Source organism: Cohnella cholangitidis, assembly GCF_014107495.1.
GTDB classification, from domain to species: Bacteria; Bacillota; Bacilli; order Paenibacillales; family Paenibacillaceae; genus Cohnella; species Cohnella cholangitidis.
In genome coordinates, this window is sequence record NZ_CP041969.1 from 4,974,885 (window position 1) to 4,993,759 (window position 18,875).

At 55.7% G+C, this 18,875-nt stretch carries 16 protein-coding genes; 10 read left to right on the forward strand and 6 right to left on the reverse strand.

Features of this window, described 5'->3' with window-relative positions; translation table 11 throughout:
• Position 1 precedes the first annotated feature (1 nt).
• From FPL14_RS22850 to FPL14_RS22870, 5 genes are all read left to right on the forward strand, one after another.
• On the forward strand, positions 2-1,078 hold the full coding sequence (locus tag FPL14_RS22850) for a M24 family metallopeptidase (RefSeq protein WP_182299910.1): 1,077 nt from the start codon (positions 2-4) through the stop codon (positions 1,076-1,078).
• 30 nt (positions 1,079-1,108) lie between these two features.
• Positions 1,109-1,984 (forward strand): dihydrodipicolinate synthase family protein, encoded by an 876-nt coding sequence (locus tag FPL14_RS22855; RefSeq protein WP_182299911.1) that lies wholly within the window; start codon positions 1,109-1,111, stop codon positions 1,982-1,984.
• A 38-nt stretch (positions 1,985-2,022) separates the two neighbouring features.
• On the forward strand, positions 2,023-3,456 hold the full coding sequence (locus FPL14_RS22860; RefSeq protein ID WP_182299912.1) for an aldehyde dehydrogenase family protein: 1,434 nt from the start codon (positions 2,023-2,025) through the stop codon (positions 3,454-3,456).
• Between the two features lie 22 nt (positions 3,457-3,478).
• Positions 3,479-4,807 (forward strand): RNA polymerase factor sigma-54, encoded by a 1,329-nt coding sequence (gene rpoN / locus FPL14_RS22865; RefSeq protein WP_182299913.1) that lies wholly within the window; start codon positions 3,479-3,481, stop codon positions 4,805-4,807.
• 112 nt (positions 4,808-4,919) lie between these two features.
• Entirely contained in the window at positions 4,920-7,286 is a 2,367-nt protein-coding gene (locus FPL14_RS22870) for a CBM35 domain-containing protein (protein ID WP_182299914.1), read from the forward strand.
• Between the two features lie 238 nt (positions 7,287-7,524).
• Here FPL14_RS22870 and FPL14_RS22875 read toward each other — a convergent pair whose 3' ends face one another.
• Genes FPL14_RS22875 through FPL14_RS22885 form a run of 3 tightly spaced genes read right to left on the reverse strand, consistent with a single transcriptional unit; the run spans position 7,525 to position 9,427 of the window.
• On the reverse strand, positions 7,525-8,742 hold the full coding sequence (locus tag FPL14_RS22875; RefSeq protein WP_182299915.1) for an NAD(P)/FAD-dependent oxidoreductase: 1,218 nt from the start codon (positions 8,740-8,742) through the stop codon (positions 7,525-7,527).
• Positions 8,739-9,104 carry a (2Fe-2S)-binding protein gene (locus tag FPL14_RS22880; RefSeq protein WP_229263631.1) on the reverse strand — a complete coding sequence of 122 codons (366 nt, stop codon included), beginning with the start codon at positions 9,102-9,104 and terminating at the stop codon, positions 8,739-8,741. The genes FPL14_RS22875 and FPL14_RS22880 overlap by 4 nt, the downstream gene beginning before the upstream one ends.
• Positions 9,101-9,427, reverse strand: coding sequence for a (2Fe-2S)-binding protein (locus tag FPL14_RS22885; protein ID WP_182299916.1), 327 nt, complete (start codon positions 9,425-9,427; stop codon positions 9,101-9,103). The genes FPL14_RS22880 and FPL14_RS22885 overlap by 4 nt, the downstream gene beginning before the upstream one ends.
• Positions 9,428-9,555: 128 nt before the next feature.
• Here FPL14_RS22885 and FPL14_RS22890 point away from each other — a divergent pair, with 128 nt between their 5' ends.
• Positions 9,556-10,656, forward strand: coding sequence for a M24 family metallopeptidase (locus FPL14_RS22890; protein WP_182299917.1), 1,101 nt, complete (start codon positions 9,556-9,558; stop codon positions 10,654-10,656).
• Between the two features lie 11 nt (positions 10,657-10,667).
• Here FPL14_RS22890 and FPL14_RS22895 read toward each other — a convergent pair whose 3' ends face one another.
• A complete protein-coding gene (locus FPL14_RS22895; RefSeq protein ID WP_182299918.1) occupies positions 10,668-11,669 on the reverse strand; it encodes a sigma-54 interaction domain-containing protein in 1,002 nt (333 codons plus the stop codon).
• Positions 11,670-11,801: 132 nt separating this feature from the next.
• Here FPL14_RS22895 and FPL14_RS22900 point away from each other — a divergent pair, with 132 nt between their 5' ends.
• The 3 genes from FPL14_RS22900 to FPL14_RS22910 are packed head-to-tail and all read left to right on the forward strand — an operon-like array spanning position 11,802 to position 15,035.
• On the forward strand, positions 11,802-13,016 hold the full coding sequence (locus tag FPL14_RS22900) for an NAD(P)/FAD-dependent oxidoreductase (RefSeq protein ID WP_182299919.1): 1,215 nt from the start codon (positions 11,802-11,804) through the stop codon (positions 13,014-13,016).
• Entirely contained in the window at positions 13,006-14,028 is a 1,023-nt protein-coding gene (locus FPL14_RS22905; protein ID WP_182299920.1) for a proline racemase family protein, read from the forward strand. The genes FPL14_RS22900 and FPL14_RS22905 overlap by 11 nt, the downstream gene beginning before the upstream one ends.
• Positions 14,029-14,039: 11 nt before the next feature.
• Positions 14,040-15,035 carry a proline racemase family protein gene (locus tag FPL14_RS22910; protein WP_182299921.1) on the forward strand — a complete coding sequence of 332 codons (996 nt, stop codon included), beginning with the start codon at positions 14,040-14,042 and terminating at the stop codon, positions 15,033-15,035.
• Between the two features lie 16 nt (positions 15,036-15,051).
• On the opposite strand, the gene FPL14_RS22915 is transcribed toward FPL14_RS22910, so the two are convergent.
• Entirely contained in the window at positions 15,052-15,942 is an 891-nt protein-coding gene (locus FPL14_RS22915; protein ID WP_182299922.1) for a helix-turn-helix transcriptional regulator, read from the reverse strand.
• 50 nt (positions 15,943-15,992) lie between these two features.
• Positions 15,993-17,147, reverse strand: a complete 1,155-nt coding sequence (locus FPL14_RS22920; RefSeq protein WP_267875385.1) for a LacI family DNA-binding transcriptional regulator — start codon at positions 17,145-17,147, stop codon at positions 15,993-15,995.
• Positions 17,148-17,475: 328 nt separating this feature from the next.
• Here FPL14_RS22920 and FPL14_RS22925 point away from each other — a divergent pair, with 328 nt between their 5' ends.
• Positions 17,476-18,807, forward strand: a complete 1,332-nt coding sequence (locus tag FPL14_RS22925; protein ID WP_182299924.1) for a sugar ABC transporter substrate-binding protein — start codon at positions 17,476-17,478, stop codon at positions 18,805-18,807.
• Positions 18,808-18,875: the final 68 nt, after the last annotated feature.

The following is an 18,875-nucleotide window of genomic DNA, read 5'->3' on the forward strand; positions in this document are numbered from 1 at the left end:
CATGAACGGATCCAGGTTAACCCGGCTGAGAGCGGAGATGGCGCGGAAGCAAGTCGACGGTTTTCTGATCTCGCATGGGCCCAATCGAAGATACATGAGCGGATTCAAGGGATCCGCGGGTTACGTGCTGGTCACGGCTCGGGAGCAGCTATTGATTACCGATTTCCGGTACGTGTCCCAAGCGAAGGAACAGGCCGAAGGGTTCGAAATCGTCCGCCATTCGGCGAAGACGATCATGGACACGATCGCCGAACACGTGCACAGATTAGCGATCCGCACGCTCGGAGTCGAGAACCAGCATTTGACCGTCGTGCACTCCGAGACGATGAGGGAAGCGATAGGCGAACTGGATTACGTGGCGATGACGGACGTCATCGAGAAGCTGCGCAACGTGAAGGACGAGTATGAGATCGGATGCCTGGAGCGCGGGGCTCGGATCGCCGAGGAAGCTTTCGCCGAGGTGCTGGGATTGATTCGTCCCGGAGTGACGGAGCGGCGCGTCGCGGCTGAGCTGGAGTATCGAATGCGGCTGCTCGGCGCGGATTGCGGAGCCTATCCCTTCATCGTGGCATCGGGCGAGCGTTCGGCTTTACCCCATGGTAGCGCGAGCGACAAGGAGATCGGCATGGACGAATTCGTCACGCTCGATTTCGGGGCGAACGTGGACGGTTATTTGTCGGATATTACGAGAACGGTGTTCGTCGGCACGCCTTCCGAAAGGCATCGCGAGCTTTACGGCATCGTACTGGAAGCGAATTTGGCGGCGTTGGCCGGCCTACGTCCCGGGATGAACGGCCGCGAGGGCGATACCTTAGCCAGAGACGTCATTACCGCGAGAGGTTACGGGGAATATTTCGGACATGGGCTCGGCCACGGCATCGGACTGGAAATTCACGAGCAACTCCGGCTGTCGGCGAACAGCGAGTCGATCGTGCTGGAGCCGGGCAACGTGTTGACGGTTGAGCCGGGCATCTACGTTCCCGGGTTCGGAGGCGTACGCATCGAGGATGACGTTTTGATCACGGACGGCGGAATACGCGTGCTGAATTCGTCTCCTAAAGAGCTCATGACGGTATAAAAATACGAATAATCGGAAGGAAGGATACGAATGAGTCGTTTTCCCGGCGTATATGTCGCTATCATTACCCCTTTTCATGATAATCAGGAGCTTAACGTGCAAGGGTTGAAGGAACACGTGGATTGGTTGATCCAAGAAGGGGTGGACGGCATCGTTCCGACGGGATCGGTCGGGGAATACGCTTCGTTGTCCGCGGCCGAACGCGCCTTGGTCGTGGAGTCGGTCATCGACGTCGCGAACGGGCGCGTTCCCGTCGTCGTCGGCTCGGCTGCCCCATCCACTCAGCTTGCCGCGGAATGGGTGGCCCATGCCAAAGAAGCGGGAGCATCGGGCGTTATGGCTTTGCCGCCTATCAACTATAAGCCTACCGAATCGGAAGTCATCGCCCATTACGAGAGATTGTCCGAGGTCGGATTGCCGATAATCGCCTACAACAACCCTCACGACTATCCGACCGATTTGAAGCCCGCGCTGCTGCGCAAGCTGTCGGCCATCGAGAACGTAGTCGCCGTTAAAGAATTTTCTGGAGATATCCGGCGAGTCCATGATATCCGGCGCGAAACCGATCTGGAGATTCTAATAGGGGTAGACGATTTGTCGATGGAAGGCGGGTTATTCGGGGCGACGGGGTGGATCGCGGGGCTGACCAACGTCATTCCCGGAGACAGCGTGCGAATGTTTAAGCTGGCCCAGCAAGGTAAGCTAAGCGAGGCGAACGCGCTCTATCAGAGAATGCTGCCGTTGTTTCATTGGGACGCCAGTCCGCGGCTCGTTCAGGCGATCAAGTACAGCTTGGAGCTTGCGGGCAGGCCGGTCGGCGCGGCAAAGCCGCCTAGGTTGGAGTTGACGCCGGAGGAGAAGAGAGCGATCCGCGATGCCTACGAATACGCGACTCTAGCGAAGTAAAGATGCGAGATTACCGGATAGAGGGAGTTGAGCCGGGATTGGAAACGAGAAATTGGATCGGCGGCGAGTGGTCGACGCCTAGCGCAGGGGAAGTTGTCGTGCGGAATCCGTCGGCGATAACGGAAACCGTAGGCAAGCTTCGGCTGTCTTCCGGCGCGGAATTGCTGCAGGCGGTAGAAGCGGCTCGCCGCGTCTGGAGAATCTGGGGGAAGATGACCGGAGCGGCGCGGGGCGAATGCTTGCATCGAATGGCTCAGCTCTTGGAACGCAATTCCGAAGAAGTAGCGCAACTAGCGAGCCGCGAGATGGGCAAGCCGATCGCGGAGATGCGCGGAGAAGTGGCAAGAGGCGTACAGTTGCTTCGCTATTATGCGGCGGAGGGGGTCAGGGCTAACGGAGACGTTATCCCGTCGACTCAGCCTAACGTCATGCAATACTCCAAACGGGTGCCGCTGGGCGTCGTCGCGATCGTCACGCCTTGGAATTTTCCGGTGGCGATCCCGATCTGGAAGCTGGCTCCCGCGCTCGTCTGCGGCAACACGGTCGTGTGGAAACCGGCGGAATTCGGTTCCCTTACGGCCGCCAAGCTGGCAGAGTTGTTCTCCGAAGCGGGTTTGCCTCCGGGTACGCTGAATCTGATCATCGGCAAAGGAAGCGTGCTCGGGCGAACTTTGACGGAGGAGGCGGCCATCGACGCGCTCAGTTTTACCGGTTCGACGGCGACGGGCTTAATGATCGGAGCGGCTTGCGCGGCTAGGAACATTAAATATCAGACCGAAATGGGCGGGAAGAACGCGGCGGTCGTGCTGAAGGACGCGAATGTTCCGATCGCGGTGAATGCCGTGCTTAGCGGCGCGTTTCGGTCCGCCGGGCAGAAATGCACCGCTACCAGCAGGATTATCGTGGAGGATGCCATCTACGATGAATTCGTTCAAGAGCTGGCGACCGGAGCATTGCAACTGCAAGTAAGGAACGCGCTGGACGAACGGGCGTACTTGGGGCCGGTTGCTTCCGAAGAGCAGTTCCGTATCGTTACGGGTTACGTCGAGATGGCCAAAACGGATGGCCGTACCGTCGTTGCCGTGGAAGCGCCGGAAGCGGAGCAGGGCTATTACATCGGTCCGCGGATTATCGACGGAGTCGACCCCGGCCACGCGCTCGTCCAAGAGGAAGTATTCGGTCCGTTAGCCGTCATTCTTCGCGCGGCCAACGTCGACGAAGCGATCGAACTGGCGAACCGAACGGTATTCGGCCTTAGCGCCTCGATCTTCACGACGAACTTGGCGAATTCCTTCCGTTTTCTCGAAGAGATGGATGCGGGAATGGTACGGGTCAACCAAGAGACGGCCGGCGTCGAATACCAAGCGCCGTTCGGCGGAATGAAGGGCTCGAGCTCGCACACGAGAGAGCAAGGCCAATCCGCTCTGGATTTCTACTCCGCCGTCAAAACTTGTTCCATTCAATATCGCTAACGCCAACTACGGGGGGACTGACATGTTTCAGGGAATGGCGCTCTTACAGAAGCCCCAATTGCGGTTCGTGCTTGCGCATGAACTAAGGCAGTCGCTTCATTTGCTGCAGATGTCCACCCTCGATTTGTTAGCCCACATTCGCGAGCAGGAGCAAGACAATCCGCTGCTTGACGTCAGTTGGCCGGATGATCGCTTCTCGCGCAAAGCCGCGAGAAGACGTTCTTCTGCCGGGGGCTTAAGCGACGGGGCGCAAGATCCTTTTTATCGTTTCCAATCGCCGGTCACGTTAGAACAGCGGTTGTCTTCCCAAATCCGATTGCTAGACTCATCGCCGGAAGGTAAGAGGAACGCGGCGTTCCTGGCCGGTAATCTGGATGACAGCGGATACTTGGCCATTGGGTTGGAGGAAGCGGCGGCATGCATGGCCGTACCCGTGCCGCAAATGGAGCTTGGATTGCGTTTGCTGCAAGCTTGCGAGCCTGCCGGAGTCGCGGCGCGTTCCCTTGCGGAATGCCTGCTGCTTCAATCGCGGCGCGACCCGCAAGCGCCAACCGTCATGGAGAGGCTGATTCGGGAACATTTGACCGACATAGCCAAAGGACGATGGCAACGGATTTGCCGCAGTTTAGAGATTACGGAGAAGGAGGCGAGCGCGGCCGTCCGGTATTTGCGCAGGTTAAATCCTCGCCCCGGGCTGAGTCACTGCGTATCCTCTATTCCATATGTCATTCCCGAAGCACGCCTTCTATGGGAAGATGAGCGTTCTGTCGTACGTTTCCAGCATGCTTTCTTGCCGAAGGTTAACTTGCTCTCGTCGGCTTGGACGAATGTCCATGAGTCCTCATCGGAATGGCGGAGCTACGCGGCAGCTAAGCGAAAGGAGGGGAGATTGCTCATGGACGGACTCTCTATGCGCCAACGTACGTTGCAAAAGGTAATTCGTTCCGTGGCGGAAGAGCAGGTTTCTTTTCTCCGGTATGGCGCCGAGGCGATCAGACCGCTCGGGCTGGAGCAAATCGCGGCCCGATCCGGCGTTCATCCGTCCACGGTAAGCCGCGCCATCCGGGATAAATTCGTCGAGACTGGGTTCGGCGTCCTTCCGTTAAGCCGGTTTTTCGCCGTCGGGATAGGGACGGACACCGGCGAGAGCGTCTCCTCGAGAACCGTGAAATGCAAAATACAGGCTATGATCGCATCCGAGAACAAAAGCCGTCCGCTCTCGGACAGCGAGCTTGCGGCGGCGCTGCAAAAGGAAGGAATTCGGATATCCCGCCGCACGGTCGCCAAATATCGCGAAGAAGAACGCTTGCTTCCTTCGACACTCCGTAGTCCGCTCGAGCTCAAAGGATAATGGAAAGGAGGTGACGCTTATGTATTAACAATTGCGTGGGAAGGGTGTGAATGACGAAAGGATCGGTTTCGTAACGGCAACGAACGTAAAAATCGAATGGAGGGTAATGACGATGAAAAAGGCCATATCGGTTGTTCTAAGCTTGGCGATGGTCGTCGGCTTGTTTTGCTACGGGCCGGCACGGTCGGCGAATGCCGCGGCGAACTACGCGGAAGTCGTGGATAATTTCGGCAGAACGATTAACGACTACGGCATCGACCTCTTGGATTGGCAAGGCTATCTAGCGAATCCGCACGTGAAGCTTACGGTAAAACCCCCATCCAATGCCGTTTTTCCGGTGACCATCACTCTCAAAGCGCAAGGAACTTCGAGGTTGATGATGGATAGCCCGAGCACGTTGTCTTCTACGGGGGCGACCAAAGTACTGACCTTCGCGAACGCGAACGAGCAGAAGTCCTTTTACTTGGAAATCCATCCCGATCGCATCGGCGGACCGAACGAAATCGAAAATTATACGTTGTCGCTAACCGTGGCTCAGAACAACGGGACCCAGAACGTACAGAGTATCCCGATCCGGGTGCTCGACCAGGACGATAACGCCGATCCGTCGATGCCGCTATTGTTCGATTACCGATTCGATACGATAAAGAACTATTTTAGCGATCCGGCTATTAGAGCCGCCGCCGAACAAGCGGTTAAAGACTGGTTTTACTTTTTCGACATGGCCTCCTTCGACACCGTTCCGGTCAATGCGGAAAGCATCTCGATCCCGGGGGACAATTGGCAGAACTCGATTACGGCGACGAATAACGTCGCGTACAACGGGATGTGGATCGTGTTCAGGGGACTTAACGATCCTTACTCCACGGGATGGCCGGCAAACAACGGCAATTACCACAAACGCGGAGGCGTTCAAGTTCCCGGACCGATTCACCGGTCTCTCGGAACGATTCTCGATTTCTACACGAACTTCACGCCGTTTACCTCCCTGAACGACGAAGAGTGGTATTTGACGCAAATGCCGGGGTCGAGCTGTACGTCCAATTGCCAGACGGACGTGCTCGGCTTGATCATGCACGAATTCGGACATGCGGTCGCATTCCATAGCGATTGGGCTGGCATGGCGGCTTACGTGAATTCCGGAGGGAACAACGATGCCGAAGTCATTTCTTATATGGGACATGCCGTTCCTTTGGACTCCAGCTATCATATTCCGGACACCGATCCCGCCAACTTCGACCGTCTAAGCGGGATGGGCAGCGGAAGGAACAATTTGTTCCATCCGAAGAGGTGGATGCATACGAAGCTTTCCCTGCTCATCGCGGAGAATGCGGGCTGGAAGCTGAACAAGAACCTGACGCCGTTCCTGGCGCCGTCGATCACTACGGCTTCTCTTCCCGCGGGTACCCCCGGGCAGGCCTATAATCAGAAGCTGGCAGTGAAAGGCGGCGTTCCGTACTACGATTGGACGATCACCGGCGGAAGCTTGCCTGTCGGCTTGAGCTTGGACAGGTTCACCGGGACGATCAGCGGTACGGTAGCGAACAGCCAGCCGCAAGCTATAAGCACTTTCACGGTGCAATTGAAGGATTATGACGCGTTAAGCTCTCCGGTGACGAAAACGTTCACGATCGGCACGGGCGGCTCGACGGGAACGGGAAATTACGAGGCGGAGTCGGCAACGATCAACGGGGCTAACGTGAACACGAGCACGGGAGCGTCCGGGGGATCCTACGTCGGGGGCATTGACAATGCGACGAGTTACGTTCAGTTCGCCGTGCAGGCGCCGAGCGCGGGAGCCTATGACATGACGATCCGATACGCGAACGGAACCGGAGCGAATTCCACGCACAACTTGAGCGTTAACGGAGGCGCGGCGCAAACGGTCACTTATCCCGCTACGTCAGGGTGGGGGCAGTTCGGCAACAAGGTCGTTACGGTTAATTTGAATTCCGGAGCGAATACGATCCGTCTCACCAAAGGGGCGACCGGCTATGCCGAGCTTGATTACATCAAGCTTGATCCGGCGACGTCGACGCCTACGCCGACGAACATCGCTTCGCAAGGGACGGCATCGACGTCTTTCGTTTCTTCGTGGGAAAGCTTGGCGGGCTTGAACGACGGGTATAACGTCACGAGCTCGAACGATAGGGGGCACCCGGTGTACGGGAATTGGGACAACCCGGGTACGACTCAATGGGTGCAGTATGATTTCAGCTCCAGCAAAACGTTATCCAAAGTAGAAGTATATTGGTTCGACGACGACCAAGGCATCGATCTGCCGGCTTCCAGTTCGATTCAGTATTGGAACGGCAGCGCGTGGGTGAATGTAGCTAATCCATCAGGACTAGGCGTTCTGGGCAACCAATATAACGCCACGACCTTTACGCCGGTATCAACAACCAAGATCCGCCTGAACATTACCGCGAAGGCCTCGTATTCTACCGGCATCGAGCAATGGAGAGTATTCGGCTATTAATAAGTTGAACCGATAAGAATACCCCGCGGCCTTCCGGCAGTGGGGTATTCTTATCGGTTGGGGCGGTCGGCCGAAGCCTCGCTAACTGATAGTCGCATTATGCGACGATGGCGGAGGAGAGCCAGCCAAATCCGCCTTTATAGTCGCATAATGCGACGATGGTGGAGGAGAACCAGCCAAATCCGCATTTATTGTCGCATTATGCGACGATGGCAGCGAAAAGCTCAACCTAGCACCTTCAAGCTTGAGAGAGATAGAACTCTACGCGACATTGCTCGATGTCCGGATGGAATTGGATAAGCGCCTCGCGCCGCACCTGCTTAACCCGGGCGATCGCGAGCTCCAGCTCCGCGGCAAGCGAAGCGGGTTTATCGCCATTTTCATCGAATGCCATAGCCAATCCCGCGACGAAGCCTTGTGCCATCGCGACTTTAGCGCTTTCGACGCCGGTGATGTTTCCGGCTACGTACAGCCGGGAAAGAGGCGTTCTCATGCTCTCGTCATGCAGCGGAATATGCCCGCCTAACTGCGGGACGTAACGAAACGGACAGCCGGCTACCGCCGCAAGCTCGGCAAGCGGGTAGAGCCCTCCGGCTATGCAGACGAAGTCGGCCTCGATGAACTGTTCGGTGCCTGCGATTACGCTGCCGTCGGTTCGGATCGCAGCGGTACGCACTCCTTCTACGCAGTCGTTCCCGACGATTTCGAGCGCGGCTCTGCGCAATTGGAGCGGGGTCCCCCATATTCGCATCCCGCCCTTGGGATAAGCGGCGAGCGCCATGCGCTGAAGCAGAGGATGCCGTATGAGGGAGGCTCCCCGGCGAAATAGCGGATGGGCCAGATGGGCAACCTTAAGAAGCGCGCCGAATACGCGGCCGGGATCGGACGAGTGTCCCGATACGGGGGATCCGGGAGGAAGCACGATCGCCTCCAGATCGATACCCGCTAACCGAAGCTCAGACACGATCGCCATGGCCAGAACGTTCATTCCGATGACCACTCCGCGCGAGCCGACTTTGACTCTCTGCACGTTCGTCATGACTTGCGCCGCCCCGATGGACATGACTCCGGGCAATGTCCAACCGGGCACGGGCACGGCGGATTCCGCCGCTCCGGTTGCGAGAAGAAGCCGTTTCGCCTGGAACAAGCCCGCATTCGTCCATAACGTCCAGCCTTCGTCTCCCGTTCGCTCCAGCCCTGTAACGGATACGCCCGTACGTACGCTCACGCCGGCCTCGCGGGCAGTATCTTCCAAGCGCCGCGCTTCCTCAATGCCGTTCCACCACTTGCCGTTCGGCTCTTGATGGAGTTGGCCAAGCAATCTTCCTCCTGCCCGGGGATATTCGTCCAGCACCGCGATCCGCAATCCGTTCTTTGCCGCCGATATCGCGGAGGACAGACCCGCGGGTCCCGACCCCACGACAATCACGTCGGCGTTAGCTCCGCCGTTGCTCACGAAATTGCCTCCCCCACCGGAGTTGCGGCCTTACGGAAGGGCGTCGGCAAGCGCTCGCCCGAAGAGATGGACATGCCTTCGCGGATCGGCGTCATGCAAGCTCTTATCCCGCCCATTCCGTCAACGGTTAGACGGCATTCCATGCAATGGCCGATATTGCAGTAGATTCCGCGAGGAGCGCCGTTTTCTTCATGCGAGCGCAGCTTACGGATACCGTTTGCGAGCAGAGCGGCCGCGATGCTCTCGCCTTCTCTGCCGATCAGTTCAAGCCCGTCGAATTGAAACCGGATCGGAGGCGATTCCGGCAATCGTCCGAGGATAGGGTGGTGATCGATCCTTCCTATGGTCCGTCGAGCATTCACCGGCTCTTCCCCCAATCACCGAAGCTCAAGGGTCTAACGGGCTGCTGGATTTTGAGCGGAATGGACGCCTCCGCCTCAGCCCCGCGAACCTGCATCGCCATGCTCTCGATTAACGGCCTGCACGTTCTGCCTCCGCATATGCCCATGCCCGCGCGGGTACGAAGCTTCGTCTCCCTGGACGAACAACCGTACCGGTTCAAAGTATCCGTAATCTGCGATAGAGTGACTTCCTCGCAACGGCAGACGACCAGGTCGTTATGATTCAACGCGATCCCTCCTTCAATTATGACAACTTTGATCCAGCAAAAATCATGCCAACGCATAGTGGAAATGGTATCCGTTCCAAAGTTGGCATCTATTTTGCTATGTCGAACAGAGGAGTCTGGCGTAATCTAAAGCTGACCATACTTAACGGTGCCAACATAACAAGATCGAAGGAGAGATTCGCAACATGTCCAGTTTAAGAAAACAACGCTTCGAGCAGTTTCGCGAACGGCTGCGGCAACGCGGGATGACCGCCGCGCTGCTTACTTCGCCGACGGCTTTACTCTATTTGACCGGTTTTCAGTCCGATCCGATGGAACGTTTCCTAGCTCTATGGATACCCGCGGAAGGAGAAACCATCCTTTTCGTTCCCGAATTGGATGAGGCTAAAGCCGCAACGGCGGAAAATATCGGAACGATCGTCCCCGTGACCGACAGCGACTCTCCCTACGAGATTGTGCGCCGTGAATGCGGAGAAGCCCCGGCCCGCTGCGGAATAGAGAAAAAAACAATGTCCATCCACGTCGGAGAACAGTTGAGCCTGCTCTGGGAGCAAACGGAATTTCTTGAAGTCGGCGGAGAGCTGTCCGCCATTTGGGGAAGAAAAACGAGAGAAGAAGCGGATTTCATCGGCAAAGCGGCGCATATCGCCAACGAAGCGGTAGAAGCGGCATTGAAAAATTTTAGCCCGGGCATGACGGAAAGGGAAGTCGCGGAACGCATTCTACTCGAAATCCGATTGCTGGGAGGCGACGGTCCGGCATTCTCGCCGACCGTATTGGCGGGGGTTCGCGCAGGCCTGCCGCATGGGGAAACCGGAGATACGCCGATTCGGGACGGAGACTTCCTGCTGATCGATATGGGCGTGTCCTATCGGAATTATTTATCGGATATGACCCGAACTTTCCTAGTGGGAAGCGGGACCGCCGAGCAGGAAACCATTTACGATACGGTGCGGGAAGCGAACAGAAGAGCGATAGCCGCGATCCGTCCCGGCGTTCCGCTGAGCGAAATCGATGATGCGGCTCGTTCGTGGATATCTGCGCAAGGCTATGGCGAATATTTCATTCACCGCGTCGGACACGGATTAGGAATGGTCATACATGAGGAACCGTCCATACATGGCCGCAACGGGGACGTTATCGTGCCCGGCATGCTGTTCACGATCGAACCGGGCATTTACGTTCCGGGCGTTGGGGGCGTCAGGATCGAAGACGATATTTACGTGAACGAGAAGGGGGAGACGGAACGCTTGACCTGTTTCCCCCGGGAGCTGCGCCGATTGTAGCCGAACGTCGGCTAAGAACGGAGAGGTGTTCCTAGCTTCTTGTACAACGACATGCGGGAGATGCCGAGCCGTTTCGCCGCGGCCTGCTTGTTGCCCCCAGCCTGTTCGAGTGCGGCATCGACATATTCCCGTTCGCGCAACGACAACCAATCCGCCAATGTGCCGTCGGAAGGGAGCGAAGGTACCGCATTCTCTTGTCCGGTTGGCGGATGAGATAAGCTTAGTCGAATGGCCTCCGGCAGATCATTTAACCGAACAACGCCATCCTGCGAGAAAACGACAAGCCGTTCTATCGCGTTCCTCAGCTCGCGAACGTTGCCGGGCCAAGGGTACGCCGACATCGCCTCGATGACCGGAGCGGATAGTTGCGCGACGGGCCGTTCGTATCGGTTGCCGAATTCGCGCAGGAAAGCGTCAGCGAGCAGCGGGAGATCGTCCTTACGTTGGCGAAGCGAAGGGATCTCGATAGCGATCGCGCTAAGCCGGTAGTAGAGATCTTCCCGGAATAAGCTTTGCTTCATCCTCGATTCCAAGTCGCGATTCGTCGCGGCGACGAATCGGCAGCCAACCTCCGCGGCGCGAGTGCCTCCTACCGGAAAATAGGTACGCTCCTCTAGAACGCGTAGAAGTTTTACTTGCATGTCGGCCGGAAGCTCTCCGATCTCATCCAGAAACAATGTCCCGCCGCGGGCTAACTCGATTTTACCGGGTTTGCCTCGCGGATCCGCGCCGGAAAAAGCCCCTTTCTCGTAACCGAACAGTTCGCTCTCGACGAGTGAAGCCATCAGCGCTCCGCAATTGATGGCGATGAACGGCGCTTGTTCGCGCTCGCGCAGCGAATGAATCGCTTGGGCAAACCGCTCTTTGCCTACGCCGGTTTCACCGGTAAGCAATACGGTAGACAGAACTCCGCCCAGCCTGCGCGCTCTGTCGACGGTCTCGAGATAAGCGGTACTTCTGCCGAGCATGGAAGCGAAAGGGTCCGTTCGCTGCATGGAGTCGTAAGCGGACATTCGAGATGCACCTCCCTCATGATTCTACAGAATATGTAAATAAATTATTACACTGTACGGCATTGGATGTAAATCAAAATATACACATGCTCGATGATCATCTAATCGTTAACGACAAAGGGAGGTAGTCGAATGGCAACAAGCCGCAGGACGGTAAGCCAATCGGCGGACGTACTGATTGCCGGCGGCGGCATCATCGGGATGTCCGTCGCATATTATGCCGCCCGGGCGGGGTTATCCGTCGCGGTATTGGAGAAGGGAGAGATCGCGCAAGGCACGTCCTCCCGCTGCGACGGCAATATCCTCGTCATCGATAAGGAACCTGGATTCGATAGTTTGATGTCGCTGAAGAGCCAGCAGCTTATCGACGAACTGACAAGATGGCTTCCGCATTCCTTCGAGTACCGCGCTCCTGGCAGTATTTTCGTATGCGAGACGGACGAAGAGCTCGCGGCGGCGCAGATGTGGGTGAATCGCCAAGCGGCTCTAGGATTGCCGTTTAGGATGCTGGATCGATCGGATCTTCGCCAAGAATCCGACTATTTCGCCGACGATTTGGCCGGCGGTCTGGAGTGCGCCTCGGATTCGACCGTTAATCCCTACATGCTAACGTACGCGCTCGCCGAAGGGGCCGGCGGTTTTGGGGCCGTGATCCGATTGCACACGGAAGTTCGCAGCATTACGCGTCTGAAAGGAGGCGGATTCGCCGTAGACACGGACAGGGGCGAATGGTTAGCCGGCAAGATCGTGAATGCCGCGGGCTGTTGGGCGCCCAAGATTGGGGGGATGGTCGGTTTGGATATCCCTATCGTTCCGCGCAAAGGTCACCTAATCGTTGCTGCCCGCCAGAAGCCGGTAGGGATGCGCAAAGTGATGGAGTTCGGCTATTTGATGTCCAAGTTCGGAGGAACCCGCCAAGTCGACGAGGAAACGGAGCGCTTCGGCGTCGCGCTCGTGTTCGAGCCGACGGAAAGCCAGAACTTCCTTATCGGATCGAGCAGGGAATTCGCCGGATTCGATACGGTCGTACGGCCGGAGGTAATCAGGACGATGGCGCGGCGAGCGCTTCGGTTCTATCCCGGCATCGCCGATTTCCAGATCATCCGCGCTTACGCCGGGCTTAGGCCGTGGACGCCGGATCATTTGCCGATCGTGTCGGAAGTCGATGAAGTTCCCGGCTACTATATTGCCGCGGGCCACGAAGGGGACGGCATCAGTTTGGCGGCGGTGACGGGCAAGCTCATGAGCGAGTTGCTAACCGGAGCCGATAATACGTGCATTCCGGCCGCTCCCCTTCGTTACGATCGTTTTCAAGCCGAGGAATGGAGGAGACAGCATGCGCGCTAACCGAGTATTCCGGACGATCGATACGCATACCGGAGGGAACCCGACCCGAACGTTAATAAGCGGCTTACCGATGCTTAAGGGAAATACGATGGCCGAAAAAATGTTGGATATGAAACGAAACTATGACGATATACGCCGATTACTTATGAATGAGCCGCGCGGACATGATGTCATGTCGGGCGCCTGTCTCGTTCAACCGTGCGATCCTGCGGCGGACGTGGGCGTCATTTTTATCGAGACGGGCGGTTATTTGCCGATGTGCGGGCACGATACGATCGGGTTCTGCACGGCATTGGTGGAATGCGGACTCGTACCGGTAAGGGAGCCGACTACTCTAATCGCGCTCGATACGCCCGCAGGGCTCGTCCGCGCGGAAGTGACGGTGAGTAATGGCTCGGCGGTACGAGTAGCGTTTCGCAATATTCCGGCGTTCTTGCATAGCCGATTCACCGTCAAAGTAGACGGCATCGGGGACGTCTCCGGCGAGATTGCTTACGGCGGCAATTTCTACGCGATCGTGGACGCGAGGACGATCGGAGTGGCGTTGGAGCCTTGGAATGCGGGAACTATCGTCGACCAGGCTTTGTTAATACGACAAGCCGTGAACGAGCAGATGCAAGTCGTACACCCGGAATCGGAATTTATCCGAGGAGTAACGCATGTCGAATTGTTCGGCGACCCTCGGCATCCCGAAGCGGATACGCGCAATACGGTCGTCGTGCCGCCCGGAGGCATTGACCGTTCTCCTTGCGGTACGGGAACATCCGCTAAGCTTGCGGCATTGTATGCGCAAGGCAAGATCGGAATCGATGAAACGTTCGTGCACGAGAGCATCGTTGGCTCCCTTTTTCACGCGCGGGTGCTCGAAGAGACGGAGGTCGGCGGGATGCCTGCCGTCGATACGGAAATAGCAGGCTCGGCTTGGATGATGGGCATGCACACCTTTTATTCCCACGAGGAAGATCCGCTTAACGAAGGTTTTTTGTTCATTCCCGCGGTTGATCATGATTAGGAGGTCGGTCCATGCGATTATCCCATATGATTCATACGATAGACGTACATGTTGCAGGCTGGCCGCTAAGAGTGTTGCAATGCCCTATTCCGGAGGGCAAGAACGAGCAATCGCTGCGCCAGGCGGCTCGGAAACTATGGGACGACGACCATTCCATTCTTCACTGGCTGCAGAGAGAACCCAGGGGGCATGCGGCTATGCGGGTTGCGGTCGTAGATACGTCCGATGCTGCCGATGTCCGGATGCTCGTTTTCGATTCGGAGGGCTACTGTCGGACGGACTCGCTTGATGCCCTATGCGTTGCTACGGGATTGGCTGAAATAGGAGCCGGAACGTTCGACGCGTTTAGATCGCCTGGTCAAATTCATCGGACAACGTTTACGCCGCATGATTCAACGGTCGACGAAGCAAGGATCGAAGGCGACGCGGCGGAATGCGTCGCGATTGACGAGGAAATCGAATTAGGCGATCTTAACTTCACGGTAGACAGAGCTGACTGCGGCCACCGCTATGTCATCGTTGACGCGAAACGGGCGGGTTTGGATTTGTCGGTCGCCAACAAATCGAAGTTGGAGAAGCTGGCTGCGCGAATAGGCCAAGCAACTAAGGGGAACTGGGAAGAGAGAGGAGATGGGCAATCGAACGTTCCACGGTTGGCTGAGAATAACTGCCGCATCGCGTTCATGGAAGCCAGCTCCGGTCAAGAGAGCGCATGGCGAGCGGTTACGTGCTATGAGGATGGCAGGCTTTTCCGTGCGCCGGAAGCCGGATCCATTGGAGCAATGCTTGCCGTCATGAACAAACGTAACCGCGTTACTGTCGGGGGAAATTTCCTTTTTCAAGGGTTATCCGGAAGCTCGCTTCATTCGAACGTAACCGGATTATTAGACCAAGAGGGGCGGCCGGCATTGTTCTGGGAACTGCGCGGGCGCGCATTCGTTACCGGATCGCATCAATTTCTCGTTCATCCCGACGATCCGCTGTCGAGAGGATTCTTATTGCGATAGCGGCATCGCAACGCCGTCATCGGATGTTCAAGTGTTTCCGATAATAAGCGTTGCGATATCCGGTCGGAGTCAAATGCTCGTACTTGCGGAACAGTCTGATAAAGTATTTTTCGTCGGCCATGCCGATATCGAAGGCGATTTGTTTCACCGTTCGGTTCGTGCTCGTCAAGAGGGATTTGGCCTTGGCCATCTTCTGTACGTGTATGTATTCCTGCAAATTCATGCCCATCGTCCGTTTGAAAAGACGGGACAGATAATCGCGGTTGTATCCGTATTTCTCCGCAATGAAGTTGACGGTTAACGGTTCTTCCGCATGCACCCTAATCCATTCCACGATCGAAGCGACCAGAGGATCGGGCTTATAGCGAACTTCATGGGTATTCGCCGACTCCGCTTGCTCGGCTAGCTCAAGCACGATGGAGGTTACCGCGTAGTGAAGGGCGCGACGATAATGAAGCTTCGAGTTGGCCAGATGCTGGAGTTGCTGAAATAAGACGTTGATTCGTTCTATGCTGCTTAATTGGAAAAAAAGCGGGAGGTACAGGGATTCGCTAAGAGAGGAGAGGAATTCGTTCGATTGGCGCAGCTTACGGTCTTGCTCGCGTTGATCATCGTCGGAAAACTGCAAGGAACCGTGAGATAGATAGTGAAACCAATAGAAGATCAGCTCCCCGTCGCTCGGCCGATAACCGGAGTGAGGGAGACCTGGAGGGAGCAGAAGGACGGAACCGGGAATGACCGCGTACCGTTCTTCTCCCTGTTCAATGTACATCGTCCCCCGCACGCCGACTATGATTTCATAGCTGTCGATCGTGCGGCGAGAGTGAGTCCATGGGATGGGGGAGTGAAATTGCCCTGCGGATAAAAATTCTAAAGGTTTACGAATGTCCGTTTTGACGAATCGCAAGGCAGTCGGACTCCCTTCCGTAATCGGATAGGGATATTATACAATAACGGTCACGCGTGCGTAACCGTCCTCAGCGAGGATTCGCGAACGACTAGGCGATGCGGGATAATTTGCCGAGTGGTGATCTCGACTTGCTGAATCATCCGGAGCACCATCTGCGATGCGGTATAACCGAGTTGGTAGGTGCCGACATCGACGCTGCTGATCGGAGGCATCGTCAATTCCGATAATGCGATGTTGTTGAAGCTCACGATCGCCACGTCATGCGGGATGCGGTAACCTAGCTCGGCAAGCCCTTTCAGCACTCCGAACGCCACGACGTCGTCAATGACGACCAGCGCCGTAGGCGGTTCCGGTTGAGACATGATGGATGCCATGGCGCGGTAGCCGCTTTCAAGCAGAAATTCGCCTTCCACGATCCAGCTTTGCTTGACCGGCAATCCGGCTTCCACGAGAGCCCTGGAGTATCCGGCCATGCGGTCTTGAGTCATCGCGAGCTTGGTTGGCCCGCTTACGAAACCTATCCGTTTCTGTCCTTGAGCTATCAGGTGGTTCGTCGCGTCGTACGCCGCTTGCACGTTATCGTTATCCACCGAAGGAACGTCCTCGTAATCCAAGCTGCGCCCTATGAGGGCGAAAGGAACCTTTTCTTTGCGCAGGAAACTAATGATGGGATCGGAGGAACGGGAATAAAGCAGCAGCAATCCATCGATTCTACCCCCGCGAACGAGCCGCGTAACGGTTTCCAGCTCTTCTTGCTCATTGCTTCCGCCGGCCATTAGCAGGTCATAACCCGCGCGGGTTAGTTGAGCGAGAACCCCTCTTATTAATTCATAGAAAAAGAAGTTCAATAATAGCTCTTCCGCCGGTTTCGGCAAAATAACGGCGATCGTGCGCGTCGTCCGCGAGACGAGGCTTTTCGCCATTAAATTCGGATGATATCCGAGTTCTTCCATGATTTCTTTTACTTTCCTGCTTGTCTCTAGGCTAATCCGAGGATGTTCGGCAATGACTCTGGAAACCGTGGAGGGAGATACTCCGGCTTTTTTAGCCACATCTTTAATCGTAACGCTCATCTTAGGTATCTTCCTTTTCCAATGAAAATGATATATATATTGTATCCTATTTAGTCGAAATAGTAATGCAGAACATGGTGAAGGGCTTGTGCAACATTTGCACTCGGATACGCTTACATTGTGCCACATAAGGCACGCGGTAACAACAAACGTAATTGTTTGAAAACAAGAGATAATGAAAGATAACTATAGATTATATTTAGAATTTGACTGAATTAACTCTGTGCAAACGATTTACTTTTTCTCATTTTCGATTATCATGAAATTAGCGTCAAAAGCGCTTACATCGGTCTCAAAACGTTGATATCATCGCATTATAGCGGCTTTTGGCGAAGTTTGAGCAGACTTGTACAAACGTTTGCACAACTTGCGAAGCCAATAAGAACGGTGAGACCAATGGACGGGAACGGGCGATGGCGCTCAATAACCGATATTCAGAGAGGGGTTCTACAGGTTAATGAACAAATCAAAAGGGTTGCTCGTATCACTCGTGCTGATGATGGTATTCGTACTTGCGGCATGCGGCGGTAAAAATGAGAACAACAACGCATCTTCCTCCCCGAGCGCAAGCGCTCCGGCTGCGACTTCCAGCGCATCTTCCTCCGAAGAAGCACCGGCGGAAGAAGAGTACCTGCCTGAAGAAGGCGCTAAATTGGTTGTATGGTATTCCGCAACTGAAAAAGCAATCATCGACGAAGCCGCAAAAGTCTTCAAAGAAAAATATGGCATCGACGTTGAATATCAAGACGTAGGCCCGGACAAATCGATCGAGAAAATGATCACGGACGGTCCTGCCGGAGTCGGCGCGGACGTATTCTTGGCGGTACACGACCGTCTTGGTTCCGCGGTTCAAGCGGGCGTCGTTCTTCCGAACGATCTTCACGCAGACGAGTCCGTCGCGAACAACTCCGAGAAATCGGTAGACGCTCTGTCAATCGACGGTCAATTGTACGGCTACCCGATGTCCGTTGAGACGACGGCCGTGTTCTATAACAAAGACCTGTTCCCGGATACGAACGGAGAAGCTCCGAAAGATTGGAACGGCGTTATCGAATTCGCTAAAAAATTCAATGACACGAAAGCTCAAAAATACGCCTACATGTGGGAAGTCGGCAATGGTTACTGGAGCTGGGGCTTCTTCGGCGGATACGGCGGATACGTATTCGGCAAAGACGGCACGGATCCTGCCGATATCGGCCTGAACAGCGCAGGCGCAGTCGAAGCGGCTAAGTTCTTCGGAAGCCTGAAAGAAATTCTTCCTATCAAAGCTGCGGATATCAAAGCCGACATCAAAACAAGCTTGTTCAGCGAAGGCAAACTGGCTATGAACGTCAGCGGTCCTTGGCAAGTAGGAGAATTCAAGAAAGCTCTTCCGAACGTTGCCGTAATGGAATATCCGACATTGCCTAACGGCAAACCGATGATGCCATTCTCCGGCGTTAAAGGATTCCTGGTTAACGCAAACACGAAATATCCGATCGCGGCTAAATTGTTCGCGCAAATCGCTTCCTCCGAAGCTATCCAAGCGAAAAACTTCGAATTGTTCGGAAGCCTGCCTTCGAACAAAAACGTAGCAGCAAGCCCGGCAGTAAGCGGCGACGCGTTCGCAAGCGTGTTCTTGAAACAGTTCGACAACTCTACTCCAATGCCTAAGATCGCGGAGATGGCCGGATTCTGGGGTACTCACGAAGCTGCTCTTTCTTCCCTCTGGAATGACGGCGCAGATGCTCAAACGACAATGGACGATTGGGCGAAAAAAGTAAAAGACAGCAACGCGGCAGCTAAGTAAATCGTTCCTAAGGCTTAATAAATACCATTCACCCGCCGTTCTACGGCGGGTGTAATGGGTTCAGAAAG